Annotated in this window: 15 protein-coding genes and 1 pseudogene; 10 read left to right on the top strand and 6 right to left on the bottom strand. The window is 64.5% G+C overall.

Annotated elements, in window-relative coordinates; all coding sequences use genetic code 11:
• Positions 1-65: 65 nt before the first annotated feature.
• From CV_RS13805 to CV_RS13790, 4 genes are all read left to right on the top strand, one after another.
• The gene (locus CV_RS13805; RefSeq protein WP_043596331.1) at positions 66-281 is read left to right on the top strand and encodes a sigma factor-like helix-turn-helix DNA-binding protein; all 216 of its coding nucleotides are present in this window, start codon (positions 66-68) and stop codon (positions 279-281) included.
• A gap of 121 nt (positions 282-402) precedes the next feature.
• Complete coding sequence (locus CV_RS13800; protein ID WP_011136366.1) at positions 403-1,764, top strand: aspartate aminotransferase family protein; 1,362 nt, start codon at positions 403-405, stop codon at positions 1,762-1,764.
• Between the two features lie 226 nt (positions 1,765-1,990).
• The gene (locus tag CV_RS13795) at positions 1,991-2,851 is read left to right on the top strand and encodes a methionyl-tRNA formyltransferase (protein ID WP_011136365.1); all 861 of its coding nucleotides are present in this window, start codon (positions 1,991-1,993) and stop codon (positions 2,849-2,851) included.
• 244 nt (positions 2,852-3,095) lie between these two features.
• Positions 3,096-3,407: a hypothetical protein gene (locus tag CV_RS13790; protein ID WP_043596329.1), complete on the top strand. Its 312-nt coding sequence runs from the start codon at positions 3,096-3,098 to the stop codon at positions 3,405-3,407.
• Positions 3,408-3,490: 83 nt separating this feature from the next.
• Here the strand turns inward: CV_RS13790 and CV_RS13785 are convergent, their stop codons facing one another.
• The 4 genes from CV_RS13785 to trxB all read right to left on the bottom strand — a co-directional run bounded on the left by CV_RS13785 (position 3,491) and on the right by trxB (position 7,088).
• On the bottom strand, positions 3,491-4,894 hold the full coding sequence (locus CV_RS13785; RefSeq protein ID WP_011136363.1) for a PhoH family protein: 1,404 nt from the start codon (positions 4,892-4,894) through the stop codon (positions 3,491-3,493).
• A 58-nt stretch (positions 4,895-4,952) separates the two neighbouring features.
• The gene (locus CV_RS13780) at positions 4,953-5,408 is read right to left on the bottom strand and encodes a peroxiredoxin (RefSeq protein WP_011136362.1); all 456 of its coding nucleotides are present in this window, start codon (positions 5,406-5,408) and stop codon (positions 4,953-4,955) included.
• A 71-nt stretch (positions 5,409-5,479) separates the two neighbouring features.
• A complete protein-coding gene (locus tag CV_RS13775) occupies positions 5,480-6,115 on the bottom strand; it encodes a Smr/MutS family protein (protein WP_011136361.1) in 636 nt (211 codons plus the stop codon).
• A gap of 19 nt (positions 6,116-6,134) precedes the next feature.
• Entirely contained in the window at positions 6,135-7,088 is a 954-nt protein-coding gene (trxB, locus tag CV_RS13770; protein ID WP_043596327.1) for a thioredoxin-disulfide reductase, read from the bottom strand.
• 128 nt (positions 7,089-7,216) lie between these two features.
• Between trxB and CV_RS13765 the strand changes: the two genes are divergently transcribed.
• From CV_RS13765 to CV_RS13750, 4 genes are all read left to right on the top strand, one after another.
• A complete protein-coding gene (locus CV_RS13765) occupies positions 7,217-7,405 on the top strand; it encodes a putative motility protein (protein WP_011136359.1) in 189 nt (62 codons plus the stop codon).
• 217 nt (positions 7,406-7,622) lie between these two features.
• A complete protein-coding gene (locus CV_RS13760) occupies positions 7,623-8,150 on the top strand; it encodes an ester cyclase (RefSeq protein ID WP_011136358.1) in 528 nt (175 codons plus the stop codon).
• The gene (locus tag CV_RS13755) at positions 8,147-8,854 is read left to right on the top strand and encodes an SDR family oxidoreductase (RefSeq protein WP_011136357.1); all 708 of its coding nucleotides are present in this window, start codon (positions 8,147-8,149) and stop codon (positions 8,852-8,854) included. Before CV_RS13760 ends, CV_RS13755 begins: the two co-directional genes overlap by 4 nt.
• Before the next feature lie 12 nt (positions 8,855-8,866).
• Positions 8,867-9,841, top strand: a complete 975-nt coding sequence (locus CV_RS13750; protein ID WP_011136356.1) for a polysaccharide deacetylase family protein — start codon at positions 8,867-8,869, stop codon at positions 9,839-9,841.
• Here the strand turns inward: CV_RS13750 and ampH are convergent.
• Positions 9,813-11,129, bottom strand: a complete 1,317-nt coding sequence (gene ampH / locus CV_RS13745) for a D-alanyl-D-alanine-carboxypeptidase/endopeptidase AmpH (RefSeq protein WP_011136355.1) — start codon at positions 11,127-11,129, stop codon at positions 9,813-9,815. The genes CV_RS13750 and ampH overlap by 29 nt on opposite strands.
• 384 nt (positions 11,130-11,513) lie before the next feature.
• On the opposite strand from ampH, the gene CV_RS13740 reads away from it, so the two are divergent.
• On the top strand, positions 11,514-12,326 hold the full coding sequence (locus tag CV_RS13740) for a substrate-binding periplasmic protein (protein ID WP_158303323.1): 813 nt from the start codon (positions 11,514-11,516) through the stop codon (positions 12,324-12,326).
• Positions 12,327-12,401: 75 nt separating this feature from the next.
• Here CV_RS13740 and CV_RS23825 read toward each other — a convergent pair.
• Positions 12,402-12,518 (bottom strand): annotated as a pseudogene (locus tag CV_RS23825) (transposase); the annotation flags it as partial.
• A gap of 437 nt (positions 12,519-12,955) precedes the next feature.
• Here CV_RS23825 and CV_RS13730 point away from each other — a divergent pair.
• A complete protein-coding gene (locus CV_RS13730; RefSeq protein WP_011136351.1) occupies positions 12,956-14,236 on the top strand; it encodes an aspartate aminotransferase family protein in 1,281 nt (426 codons plus the stop codon).
• Positions 14,237-14,347: the final 111 nt, after the last annotated feature.

Here is a 14,347-nt window from a genome sequence, read left to right as displayed (position 1 = left end):
AGGGCAAGGACATGTTTTGCTCTCCGGCGCAGGCCGGAAACCGAGACTACATGGGGAGGCATAAGATGAAGTTGGACGATTTCAATGTGGTGGCCGACCTGATCGGCATGAAGAAACGTTCGCGCGAGGCGGTGTGGCTGATGGAGGTGGAAGGCATGACAGGCTACTTCGCCGCGCAGCAGATGGACATCAGCGAATCCACCGTATCCCGCGCCCACGCGCGCTTCCGTCGCGCGGTAGGCAAGCTCAACACGCTGTCGGGGCATTTGCCCCTGCGCTGAATAGCCGTTCATTGCAGCACATTGGCCCGGAGCGTTTTTCCTCCGGGCCTTTTGTCGTGGTGGATCATGCCCGGCGGAATTTGGCATACTGGCCGCATCCCGCGCGACAGGAGCTGCGAGCATGGCGATTCGGCACGGCATTGATCTGGACAAGGCGCGCGCGCTGCATGCGCGCGAGACGGCGGATTTCCTGGCGCGCCGCCCGCGCTCCCTGGCGCTGGCGGAGCGGGCCGGCGGGCATTTGCTGTTCGGCGTGCCGCTGCACTGGATGGACGATTGGCCGACGCCGCGCTCACTGTTCCTGGCCGAGGCGCGGGACGCGAGGCTGACCGATGTGGATGGCCATGTCTACGCCGACTTCTGCCTGGGCGACACCGGCGCGATGTTTGGCCACTCGCCGGCGCCGGTGGCGCAGGCCATCGCCCTAGAGTCGGCACGCGGCATGACCGCGATGCTGCCCGGCGAGGACGCGCTGTGGGTGGCGGAGGAGCTGTCGCGGCGCTTCGGCCTGCCGGTGTGGCAGTTCGCGCTGTCGGCCAGCGACGCCAACCGCTTCGCCATCCGCTGGGCGCGGGCGGTCACCGGCCGCGACCGCATCCTGGTGTTCAACGGCTGCTACCACGGCACGGTGGATGATGTCTTCGTCGACCTGGCGGACGGGGAGGCGAGGCCGCGCGCCAGTTTGCTGGGCCAGGTCTACGATCTGACCGAGCATACCCGGGTGGCGGAGTTCAACGACCTGGAGGGGCTGGAGGCGGCGCTGGCCGATGGCCGCGTCGCCTGCGTGCTGGCCGAGCCGGCGATGACCAATATCGGCATGGTGCTGCCCGATCCGGGCTACTGGGAGCAGGCGCAGGCCATCATCCGCCGCCACGGCAGCCTGTTGCTGCTGGACGAAACCCATACCATCAGCTGCGGCCCGGGCGGCTATACCGCCGCGCACGGCTTGCGGCCGGACATGCTGGTGCTGGGCAAACCATTGGCCGGCGGCTTGCCGGCCGCCGCCTACGGCTTCAGCGCCGATCTGGCTGCGCGGGCGCAGCAGGCCAAGCGCGCCGCGCCGCCCGGCCATTCCGGCATCGGCACCACGCTGAGCGCCAACCGGCTGGCCTGCGCGGCGATGCGCGCCAACCTGTCCCAGGTGATGACGGATGACAATTACCGCATCATGCTGGAGCGCGCCGGCCGGCTGGCGCAGGGCCTGCGCGAGCTGTTCGCCCGCTTCGCCTTGCCCTGGTGCGTGACGCAGCTGGGCGCGCGCTGCGAGTTCCAGTTCGCCGCCAGGCCGCCGCGCAACGGCAGCGAGGCCGGCGCGGGGCAGGACGAGGAGCTGGAGCGCTATATTCATCTTTACTTACTGAACCGCGGCCTGCTGATCACGCCCTTCCACAATATGCTGCTGCTCAGCCCGCATACCGAGGATGCCGACGCGCAGCGCCTGCTGGAGGTCTTCGGCGAATGGCTGGAGCAGGCGAGGGCCTGAGCGTCGCTGAGAAAACCCCTGGTCCTGCGTTGCGCCTCCTTGCCGCGCGGCTTGCGCTGTCTGCGTCGGCGCGCCTGGGCTCAGCTGCTTTGCCCTTCGCCGCTCCGAGTGTGTGAGAGGATGGCGCCTTCTGTTAATTTGCGTGTCATCGCCGCGGAGGCGGGAGGCTCGGATGGTATAACCAAGGCACCGGGCCGGAAGGGCCCGCTTGCCGCGAGTGGATGCCATGCGTTTCGCGATTACGCTTTCCGATCGTTTCAAACCAGTGCTGGACGTGTTCCTGCAGGCCGGCTGGCAGCCGCTGAAGGTGTTCTGCACGCCGGTGGACCACCGGATGCACCACAACAAGCTGTCGGTGGCCTTCGCAGAGCAGCGCAAGCTGCCGCTGCAGCTGTCGCCGCTGCGGACGCATGATCTGGCGGAACTGGCCGAGCAGGGCTGCGAGGCGCTGCTGGTGGGCAGCTACAATTGGCGCATTCCCGACTGGACGTCCTACCTGAAGTACGCGGTCAATTTCCATCCTTCGCCACTGCCGCTGGGCCGCGGGCCGTATCCGCAGGTGCGCGCGCTGCTGGACGGGCATCGGGAGTGGGCCTGCACCTGCCACAAGGTGGGCCCGGATTTCGACGCCGGGGACATCCTGGATCAGGAGCGGTTTCCGCTGGGCGAGGCCGACAGCCACCAGATGCTGGATATCAAGCTGCAGCTGGCCTTGCATAGGCTGAGCCACCGGCTGGCGCATGATTTCGACCGCCTGTGGCGCGACGCCAGGCCGCAGGGCGAGGGCGGCAGCTACTGGCCGCTGTGGACCGATCACGACCGGATGCTGGATTTCAGCCGCACCACGGCGGAGCTGCTGCGCCAGGTGCGGGCCTTCGGCGATTTCGAGTGCGCGGCGGTGGTCAACAACGTCACCTTCTTCGTCCACCGCGCCGAGGGCTGGACCGAGACGCACAATTTCGCGCCGGGCAGCCTGATCTATTCCCAGGCCGAGCAATTGCTGGTGGCCACGGCGGACGGCATGCTGCTGATCAGCGAGTGGAGCCTGTACGGGCCGGATGCGGTGACGGGGCGGGGCAGGCGCTGACCAGCGCGCACAAAGAAAATTCTAACTGTTTGGCATGTTTGTGGCGCGGATGACGCGGGATTGTCCTGCGCTTGGTCGATTGATTGACCGGAGCGCGCGATTGTTAAAAACTGCAAACCGTTGCAGGGAGTGATCGGTTGGCGCGTGGCCGCCAGCCGGAAATCGCCGCAGGGGCCCATGCCCGGCGGCGATTGTTTTTGTGCTGGGCGGATGAGGTCGGCGCGCGCGGGCGCGCCGGATGGGGATGATCAGGTTTTTGTTGTTGTTTTGCGTGTTTTGCGCCGCGGTGCTGGCGGCGAGTTGGCATGAGCTGGAAAGCGAGCCGGCGCCGCCGCGGCCCTGCGTGGTCTGCGTGGAGAACGCCGCGGCGCGCGCCGCGCCCCCTGAGCCGCGCGACGGCGTGGAGCGGTTGGCGCAGGCCGCGGAGCTGATGTCGCGTAGCGAGAGCATGCGCGACGCCAAGAAGTGGTTCGCGCTGGACCTGCTGGTGCTGGGCGTGGCGGTGCTGTGTCTGCTGGGCTATCTGCGCGGCCTGCGGGAGCGGGAGGATTTGTAGCCGCCGAGAAAACGGCGCCAAGCCTGAGGCTGGCGCCGTTTTTCATGCCGGGCACGGCTGGCCGCGCGCCGGGGCCGCAAGGTTTACAAGACTTCGCCGGCGTAGTCGGCCAGGCGCGAGCGCTCGCCGCGCTGCAGCGTGATGTGGGCGGAGTGGTCCCAGCCTTTGAAGCGGTCCACCACGTAGGTCAGGCCGGAACTGCCCTCGGTCAGATAGGGGGTGTCGATCTGGCTGACGTTGCCCAGGCAGACCACCTTGGTGCCGGGGCCGGCGCGGGTGATCAGCGTTTTCATCTGCTTGGGCGTCAGGTTCTGCGCCTCGTCGATGATCAGGTATTTGTTGAGGAAGGTGCGGCCGCGCATGAAGTTCAGGCTCTTCACCTTGATGCGGCTGCGGATCAGGTCGCGGGTGGCGGCGCGGCCCCAATCGCCGCCGTCGTCGTCGCTCTTGTTCAGCACGTCAAGGTTGTCCTCCAGCGCGCCCATCCACGGCGCCATCTTTTCCTCCTCGGTGCCGGGCAGGAAGCCGATGTCCTCGCCCACAGGCACGGTGACGCGGGTCATGATGATCTCGCTGTAGATCTTCTGCTCCAACGTCATCGCCAGCCCCGCCGCCAGCGTCAGCAGCGTCTTGCCGGTGCCGGCCTGGCCCAACAGGGTGATGAAGTCGACATTGGGGTCCATCAGCATGTTCAGCGCGAAGTTCTGCTCGCGGTTGCGCGCGGTGATGCCCCAGACGTTGTTCTTGTTGTGGCTGTAGTCCTTCAGCGTCTCCAGCACCGCGGTCTTGCCTTCCACCTTGATCACCCGCGCCTGGAAAGGCTTTTCGCCTTCCTGCCACAGCAGCTGGTTCACGTACAGGTTGGCGCAGTCCGAGCCGGACAGCTGGTAGTAGCTGCGGCCGTGGTCCTGCCAGGACTTGATGTCCTTGCTGTTGCGCTCCCAGAAAGTCTGGTCGATCTCGCGGGTGCCGGTGTACAGCACGTCGGTGTCTTCCAGCACCTTGTCGTTGAAGTAGTCTTCCGCCTCCAGGCCCAGCGCGCGGGCCTTGATGCGCATATTGATGTCCTTGGACACCAGGATGACGGCGCGGCCCTGGTAGTGGCTCTTCAGCGCCATCACGATGCCGAGGATCTGGTTGTCGGCCTTGCCCATGGGCAGCGACGAGGGCAGGGTGCCGTTGATGGCCTGGGTCTGCAGGATCAGCTTGCCGCTGGCGGCGTCGCGGCTGGCGTGCTTGAGGGGGATGCCCTCGGAGATGTTCAGCTCGTTGCCGCTGATGATGTCGTCCAGGAAGCGGCTGGCCTGGCGGGCGTTGCGCGCCACTTCGGACATGCCCTTCTTGTGGGTGTCCAGCTCTTCCAGCGTGATGATGGGGATGAACACATCGTGTTCTTCGAAGCGGTACAGACAGGTGGGGTCGTGCAAGAGTACGTTGGTGTCCAGTACGAACAGCTTGCACGCGGTGGTCTTTTTGCGGCCGGCCATGATGTGGTCCCCTTGTTCATGTTCTGGCCCGGCCGGCTGGCCGGGCGGGTATCGCTTGCTACTTCAGCGTCTTGACGTACGCCAGCACCTCCTCTGCGTGACCGGGCACTTTCACGCCGCGCCATTCGCGCGACACCTTGCCTGAGGCGTCGATCACGAAGGTGCTGCGTTCGATGCCGCGCACCTGCTTGCCGTACATGTTCTTCATCTTGATGACGCCGAACAGCGAGCAGGCGGTTTCCTCGGAATCGGACAGCAGCTCGAACGGCAGCTCCAGCTTGGCCTTGAAGTTCTGGTGGGATTTCAGGCTGTCGCGGGAGATGCCGACGATTTCGGCGCCCAGCGCGGCGAATTCCGGATGGAGGTCGCGGAAAGCCATGCTTTCATTGGTGCAGCCGGGCGTGTTGTCCTTGGGGTAGAAGTAGATCACCAGCGGCTTGCGGCTGGAGGAGAGCTGAAAATCGGCGCCGGCGGTGCCGGGCAGGGTGAAGTCGGGGCAGGGTGTGCCTGTCATGCATAACTCCTGGTAGTGTGCAGGGGTCCGCCTTGTTTTGAGCTTAGCGGATTATCATTGCGGTTGTCACGTTATCCTTCGTCGCGGGGCTCTCCGGCCGGAGGGCGGCGCAAAAGCACCAGCAGCGAGCCGGCGGCGCCGCCGGTTTCCGCCTCGCAAAAGGCCAGCACGTCCGGATGGTGCTGCAGCCAGCTGCGCACCAGCTTCTTCAGCACCGGCTCGCCTTGCGGCGAGCCAAAACCCTTGCCGTGTATCACCTTCACGCACTGCCCGCGGTGGCGGGCGCGGTGGATGAACAGCGCCAGCGCGTCCTGCGCCTGGTGGCGGGTGTAGCCGTGCAGGTCCAGCTGCGCGCACACCGGCCAGTTGCCCTGGCGCAGCCGCTTCAGCGTGGCGGCGGGCATGCCGGGGCGGGCGTATTGCTGCGCCTGGTGCGCGGGTTCGAACCAGCCTATCTGGTGCTGCAGGATTTCCTGGCAGGCGGCCGCGTGCAGCGCCGGGCCCTGGCTGGGCTTGCGCGGGCGGGGACTGGGCTTGGGAGGCTGAGGGTGGTGCCGGCCGTCCGGCTTCAGCGGTTTGACGTCGCCGACCGACTGGCGAAAATCCGCTTCCTCGGGCACTGCGGGCTGCGGCGCGGCCGCCCGCGGCGGGGCGGCCTGGCGCAGCGTCTGGCGAAGTCCCTTCAGAGTGTCCTTGAAGGTCTTCATGATGCAGGACTTCCGGCGCTTACTTCAGGCTGTCGAGGTAGCGCTCGGCGTCCAGGGCGGCCTGGCAGCCGGAGGCGGCGCTGGTCACGGCCTGGCGGTAGATGTGGTCCTGCACGTCGCCGGCGGCGAACACGCCGTCGATGCTGGTGAGGGTGGCGTTGCCGTCGCGGCCGCCCTTGGTGATCAGGTAGCCGGTGCTGTCCATTTCCAGCTGGCCTTTGAAGATGTCGGTGTTGGGCTTGTGGCCGATGGCGATGAACACGCCGGTCAGCGCCAGGTTTTCGCTGCCGCCGTCGTTCAGTTTGACGCGCACGCCGGTCACGCCGCTGTCGTCGCCCAGCACTTCGTCCAGCGTGGCGTTCAGCTTCAGGCTGATCTTGCCTTCGGCGACGCGGCTCATCAGCTTGTCGACCAGGATCTTCTCGGCGCGGAAGGTGTCGCGGCGGTGGATCAGGGTGACGTGCCTGGCGATATTGGCCAGGTACAGCGCCTCTTCGACCGCGGTGTTGCCGCCGCCCACCACCGCCACGTCCTGGTTGCGGTAGAAGAAGCCGTCGCAGGTGGCGCAGGCGGACACGCCCTTGCCGGCGAAGGCCTCTTCCGACGGCAGGCCCAGGTATTGGGCGGAGGCGCCGGTGGCGATGATCAGCGCGTCGCAGGTGTATTCGCCGGCGTCGCCCACCAGGCGGATCGGCTTCTCGCTCAGATGGGTGGTGTGGATGTGGTCGAACAGGATTTCAGTGCCGAAGCGCTCGGCGTGCTGCTGGAAGCGCTGCATCAATTCCGGACCCTGCACGCCTTCCGCGTCGGCGGGCCAGTTGTCCACGTCGGTGGTGGTCATCAGCTGGCCGCCTTGGGCCAAGCCGGTGATCACGACCGGCTTCAGGTTGGCGCGCGCGGCGTAGACGGCGGCGGTGTAGCCGGCCGGGCCGGAGCCAAGAATCAGCAGAGGGCTGTGACGGGGTGCGCTCATGTGTGTTTTCCTGTCGTCGAAAAGGTGGGAATTCAATCACATTCTAACAGTTTTGCTATGCCGCTGGCCGGCATGGCGCTACACTGCAGATTGTGATGCACTTTGCAGCATTTTGAGGAGGTGGGGGTATGGACGCGGTAAGTCAAGTCAGCGCGCAAAATGTCAGCGGCGGCACTCAGGTGTTCGCATTGAAAAAAGCCATGCAGGCCGACGCGCAATCGACGCTGACGCTGCTGCAGGGCGCGGAGCAGTCCGCCCAGCAGATCCAGGCTTCCAATCCGGCCCACCTGGGACAGAATCTGGACGTGCGCGCCTGAGCGGCGCGGCCCGCGCAGCGGGGCTTCGGTTTTTGAAATAAAGGCGACCCTTTGATGGTCGCCTTTTTCCTTGCCTGCCGGCAAGGAGCGCGGAGCGGACGGGCGGCCGGCTGCGCTTATTTTCAAATTTAAATGGAAAATCATGCAATCGTCCGGCTAATTATCAATGAAAACGGCCGGCTCGATAATCGACTCCCACACACCAACAGGAGTCGACATGAACCGTCTTTCCCATCTGATCTCCGCCGGCCTGCTGGCGCTTGCCGCCGGCGCCGCGACGGCGGCCGACGCCTTGCCGCAGCCGGCGCGCGTGTTTTCCGAACGCAAAGGCGGCAGCGCCGCCGCGGTGAAGCTGGCCGCGCTGCGTTACGCCGCATTCTGGAACACCGGAGATCCGCGCTACGCCGAGTTGGCGCTGGACCCGGATTTCCTCGACCGCACGCTGCCGGAAGGCCGCCGCCAGGGCACGGCTGGCCCCTTGCAGGCTTCGCAGACCTTCCGCGCCGCGGTGCCGGATCTGAAAGTGGAGGTCACGGACATGGTGTTGGCCGCCGACCGGGTGGCGTTGCGCCTGCACTTCACCGGCCACTTCAGCGGCAAGTTCGGCGATATCCAGGGCAGCGGCCAGGCGGTGGACTTCCAGGCCTTTGATCTTTACCGGGTGAAGAACGGCCGCATCGCCGAAAACTGGCATCTGGAAGACAACCTGACCTTGCTGAAGCAATTGGGAGCGCTGAAGCCATGAACGCGCCTTCCGATTTTCTGCGGCACAAGACGGTGGCGGTGCTGGGCGGCACCTCCGGCATCGGCAGGGCCGCGGCCCTGGCCGCGTCGGAAGCCGGCGCCCAAGTCTACGTGCTGGGCCGCTCTGCGGCGCAGCCCGGACCCTGGCAGAGCCTGCGGGCCGATGTCACCGATCTGTACAGCCTGCGCAACGCCTTCGCCGGCATCGGCCGCATCGACCACCTGGTCCTGACCGCCGGCGCGCGCGTCGGCTCGCCGCGGCTGGAGGATGCGACGCTGGATGATTTACAGCGGACCTTCGAAGTCAAGTTGTTCGGCGCCCTGCTGGCGGCGCAGCAGGCCTTGCCCTACCTGGCGCCGGATGCGTCCATCACCTTCACTTCCGGATTGCTGTCGCGCAAATATGGCCCCGGCGGCCTGCTCAAGAGCGCGGTCAACGCCGCGCTGGAGGCAGCGGCGAAAAATCTGGCCAAGGAGCTGGCGCCGCGCCGCGTCAACGTGGTCAGCCCCGGCGTGGTGGATACCGAGCTGTGGGGCGAGGCGGGGTCTGAGGGCCGCGCGGCTGCGATGGCGCGCATCGCGTCCGGCCTGCCGCTGGGCCGGGTGGGCCGGCCGCAAGACCTGGCCCAGGCCTATTTGTTCGCGATGGGCAACGCCTTCCTCACCGGCGCGGTGCTGGATGTGGACGGCGGCGGCCTGTTGTAGGCGGAGCATGCGATGAAGAAAACCTTACCGATCAACCGCCGCCAGTTTCTGGCCGGTGCCTCGGCCGGCGGCGCGAGCCTGGCCCTGGCGCAGGGGCAGGCCTGGGCGGGGACGAAGGGAGCGGGAAAAGTGGCGCAAGGCAAACAGGAGCGGACCGGGTTCTGGCCCGGGGACGCCCGGCTGGTGATTTCCATCTCGATGCAGTTCGAGGCCGGCGCGCAGCCGGAACGCGGCGCCAGCGGGCCGTTCCCGCCGCTGGATCCGAAGTATCCGGACCTGCCGATGCAAACCTGGTACGACTACGGCGTGAAAGAGGGCATCCCGCGCATGCTGGACCTGTGGGACCGCGTCGGCGTCAAGGTGACCTCGCACATGGTGGGCCAGGCGGTGGATCGCCATCCGCAACTGGCGCGCGAGATCGTCGAGCGCGGCCACGAGGCGGCCGGACACGGCCAAACCTGGGAGCCGCAGTTTTCGATGACGCCGGCGCAAGAGCGGGCCGGCTACCTGGCCAGCATCGCCAGCATCGAGCGCGCCACCGGCACGCGGCCGATAGGCTTCAACGCCTTCTGGCTGCGCGGCACGCCCAATACGCTGGGCATTCTGCAGGAGCTTGGCTTCGTCTACCACATCGACGACATCAGCCGCGACGAGCCGTTCACGGTGCCGGTGAACGGCAAGCCCTTCATGGTGGTGCCGTACACGCTGCGCAACAACGACATCGTCCGCTACGATGCGCCGGCGCTGACCGTGGACGCCTACCTGGCCGATCTGAAGGCCGAGTTCGACCTGCTGTACCAGGAGGCCGGCCGCCGCCGCCGGATGATGTCGATCAGCACCCACGACCGCATCTCCGGCACGCCGGCGCGGGTGAGGGCGCTGGAGACCTTCATCCGCTACGCCCAGAGCCATCCGGGCGTGCGATTCATGCGCAAGGACGAGATCGCGCGCTTCGCGCTCACTGCGCCCGGTGTGCCGAGGTCTTGACCAGGCGGGCTTTCTTCTTGGCGCCGGCTTTCGCGGCGGCAGTCTTGGGGCCGGCGGCTTTCCGCGCGGCCTTTTTCGCGCGCGGCGCGGCCGGCTTGGCCTGGGCGAGCGCCGCCTTGCCGCGGGCGGCCTTGGTTTTGGCCAGCGTGGGCTTGGGCATCGGCGCGGCAATCGGCTTGTAGCCGCTGAGTTCGGCCACCAGCTTGTTGACGCCGTTGCTCAGGCTCTGGTAGTGAGTGCCGCCGCTGCGGGTGAGGCCCACCCATACCGCCACGTCGTTGCGCGGCGCCAGCGCCGCGTAACCGAGGAAGCCGCCGCCGCCGGCCGTTTTCTGGATGATTTCCGGCGCGTTCGGACCAGGCTCCATCCTTACCCAGGCCAGGCCCAGCTGGTCGGCCTGTCCGGCCACGTCCATGCCGCGCAGGCTGTTCAGGTCGGCGCGCTGGAAGTGCATGCGCAGGGTCTGGTCGCGCAACTGGCGCCTCGCCTCGTTCTGCGGGTAGAGCAGCTCCTGCAGCCAGCGCTGCATGTCGCGCGGCGTGGAGTAGATGCCGCCGCTGCCTATCGCCGCGGTGGTGTCCACGCAGGGGCTGGCGCCGTAGCCTTCCATCAGCCGCGCGCACTGGGCGGGAGTGGGGGTGAAGGTGGTGTCCTTCATGCCCAGCGGGGCGGTGATCTTTTCCCGGAACAGCACGGGATAGGGTTTGCCGGCGGCGCGGGACAGCGCATCGGCCAGCAGGTCGAAGCCCAGGTTGGAATACTGGGCGCGCTGGCCGGGGGCGAGCTTGTTCTTGGTGCCGGACAGCCAGCTCCAGCGTTGCTGGACATTGGGCCAGACGAAGACGGGCGTGTCCTTGGGCTTTTCGCCCGGCATCTCGCGCGGCACGCCGCTGGTATGGGTGGCGAGGTTGAGCAGGGTGATCGACTGTCCCGCCGGCGGCAGGGTGACGCCGGCTGGCGCGTATTTCTGCAGCGGGTCGTCCAGCTTCACTTTCTTGTCCAGCGTCAGCGCGGTCAGCACTTCGCCGGTCATGGCCTTGCTGATGCTGGCGATGCGCACCAGCGAGTCCGCGTTCGGAGCCTGGCGGTTGCCGGAACGGGTCTCGCCGTAGAAACGCATCTGGACCTGCCGCTTGTCTATCACCACCATGGTCATGCCGACTGCCCTGCTGCTCTTGAAAATCTGCTGGCCGTAGCGGTCTATCGGGGACTCGGCCGGTTGCTCGGCGGCCTGCGCCAGGGTAGTAAACAGGGGCAGGCCGAGGCTTAGCAGGGGGAGAATTCTCATTATTGTTCCGTGTTGCTGTTGGGCGCGGGCGGCGCCGATGAATCTTTGCGCTGCATTGTATTGCCGCTTTGGCCGAAACGGTACGGAAAGATTGCTAATTCATGCTAATCGGCGGCTTGAATGCCGGGTTGTCGCCTCGACAGGCGGATGCGGCCGCCAGCAGCCGCGCGGCGAGGCACAAGCCAGGCCCGAGCGCCAGCGCAGGTAAGGTTGCGAGACGGGGCTGCCAGGCTGGGCCCCACATCGCCAGCGGCAATGCGGCGAACAGCGCGCCGCACAGACGGAGCGATGGGGAGGCAGGATGGGGCGGAGCATCTATCATGGAATGACCCGGGAAGGCTGGGCATTAGCCTGATGACGGAGAGAGTGCCGATGAGGTGGCGCATGATGCTGGCTGTCCTGTCGCTTTGCGCGGGCCAAGCGTTTTCCCAGACGCCGGCAGGAAGCGGACGCGGTGCAGGCGAGATTCGGGTGGCCACGTTCGATTATTGCCCCTATGTGTGCAATCCGGATGCCGAGGGCGGCAGGCTGGGCATCGCCGTCGACGTGATCAAGGAAATATACGAGCCGCTTGGCTATCGGCTTGTCTTCCGCAATTCCAATTTCAAGCGCGCGCTCTTGAGCGTCGAGGATGGCTCGTTCGACATCATTCCGATGCTGAATCCCGGCAATTCGAAAGATATCGCGCTGTCCGGCAGCCAGTGGATCAGCCTGGTGCAGACCTTTTACGTGAAGAAGGGCAGCGCCTGGCGGTACCATGGGATCGTGTCGCTGCAAGGGCGGGTGACCGGGTCCATCGTCGGATACAACTATGACAGCGTGTCTCCAGAATACGAACGCTATCTGGAGGCCCACCATAAGGAGAACGACGGCGCCGTCGTTTACGTGGCGTCCGGCGACTCCATCCTGAACGTGCTCAAGCTGATGGAGGCGGGGCGGATAGACGTGTTCAACGAGGATTCGTTCACCGTCGACTACCTGATCGCCAAGCACCATCTGAACGGCAAGTTCGCCAGCGCCGGGGTGCTGGGTTTTCTGCCGCAGTACACCGGTTTTTCCCGGAAGAACCCGCGAACGCCGGAACTGATCGCCGCTTTCGACAAGGGAGTCCGGCGCATCGTCCATTCCGGACGGTTCAACGACATCCTGCTCAAGTACGGCCTGAAGCCGGCCAGCCAGGCGGGCGAAAAGCGCTGAATGCCCGCGCGGGTCAGGCCCGTTCGAACTCGCTCAGCAGAAAGTCTGCTCAGCCGCCGTATCCGCGCCGGCCCCCCAGAAGGTGGCTTCGGAGGCGCCCATCTTGCGGCAGACCTCGGTGATCGTGATACCCGATTCCGTCTGGCGCCACCCGAAGGCGATCTGCTCTTCGGCGAACTTCGATTGTTTCATGACAAATCGCCTGCCCGTATGGCCTTGAATTTGCCAGAAATCTCTATTTTTCGCCGCTGCGGTTTTGGGGAGGAGGTTAATGATTCATGATGATTTTCATAGCTAGGATAAGTTTTTTTTATTTGTTTCAGCGGCTTTTTTAATTAAACCGCGTTTATTTTTTGTTTGGATGATTATTTCTGCAAGTGGAGTGTTTTTTGTTAATGCAAATAAAATCAAAGGGTTGGGATATTAAATAATGCCTGATCGGAGGCTGAGTTAGGGCGGGAGATTTGAGCTGAAAAAGTCAGTATTTAAATATTCAAAACAATTATTCATATTATTTTTGAGATCCATTTGTAATTAATATTTCTTTGTCGGATTGATTTTCTATGTGATAATCGTTTTTGTCTTTGAGTAAATATTTAATGATAAGTATATTCTTAAGGGTGTGAGCCATGTCTGTAACAATCTTCAGTGAGTTTGAGTCAGAAGTGCGTAGTTATTGCCGAGCGTTCCCCGCAGTGTTTTCGCGCGCCAAAGGAGAGTATCTGCTTGCTGAAGATGGGCGGAAGTTTCTAGACTTCTTTGCTGGCGCGGGATCCCTCAACTACGGCCACAATGATGACGATATGATCGAGGCCGCCATATCGTATATGCGCCAAGATGGCGTTCTCAATGGCTTGGACTTAAACACTTCGGCTAAAGCGGAGTTCATCGAAACATTCCGCACCTTGGTGCTGCAGCCTCGCGATCTTAATTACAAGCTTCAATTCACCGGGCCGACTGGCGCGAACGCGGTGGAGGCGGCCATGAAGCTGGCCAGGAAAGTCACGCAACGGCCCGATATCGCCTGCTTCTCGGGCGGCTACCACGGCATGTCCCTGGGGGCGTTGTCGGTGACGGCCAACGCCGTCAAACGGGCTTCGCTGGTGGTGCAGGTTCCTGGGGTGGTGCGTTTGCCGTACGAGGGGGCGATCGAGGGCAGCGTCGCCAGCCAGCTGAGAGTTTTGCAAGACATGCTGTGCCGCCCCGGCTTCGGCATCGATCCGCCCGCCGCGTTCTTGCTGGAATGCGTGCAAGGCGAGGGCGGGGTGAATTGCGCGTCGGCAGAATGGCTGCAAGGGGTGGCAGCGCTCGCCCGCAAGCTTGGCGCCTTGTTGATCGTGGACGAAATTCAGACCGGCTGCGGCCGCACTGGGCGCTTCTTCAGTTTCGAGCACGCCTGCATCGAGCCGGACATCATCTGCTTGTCTAAATCCTTGGGCGGAGGCGGATTGCCGTTCTCGCTCAATCTCATCAAGCCTGAGATCGATATCTGGAATCCGGGTGAGCACAATGGGACCTTCCGCGGCAACAATCTTGCCATGGTCATGGCGACCGCCGCGCTGCGGAAATACTGGGCGACCCCGCACTTTGCCCATGAGGTCGAAGAAAAGGGCTTGGCCGTGGCCGCTTGCTTGAAAAATGCGCTGCAAGCCTTTGATGGCCAGGTTCGCGTAGTTGGCAAGGGGCTGATGATAGGCTTGCGTTTCCAACATGCCGAGCACGCCCGCGAAGCCTCGCGCCGTTTATTCGAGTCGGGCTTGCTGATTGAGGTATGCGGTCCTCGCAATGAGGTGCTCAAGCTGATGCCTGTCTTGACCATGGACAGGCAAGCCATGTTAGCGGCGGCTTCGCGCATCGCCGCTTGCGCCCAGGCTTTGTTAAGCCGCTCTCTCGAATCAGAAACAGCCTGATTCTCCACCCATTTGATTTGACAAGGGCCCGCGCGACGCGATGGCCCTCTGTCGTCACGGCTGTTTCACACCGTAAGCCGTTGCTTTGATGGCATATCACTTTATTCAAGA

It is taken from the genome of Chromobacterium violaceum ATCC 12472, assembly GCF_000007705.1.
Taxonomy (GTDB): Bacteria; Pseudomonadota; Gammaproteobacteria; order Burkholderiales; family Chromobacteriaceae; genus Chromobacterium; species Chromobacterium violaceum.
This window is presented reverse-complemented; position numbering and strand designations above follow the sequence as displayed.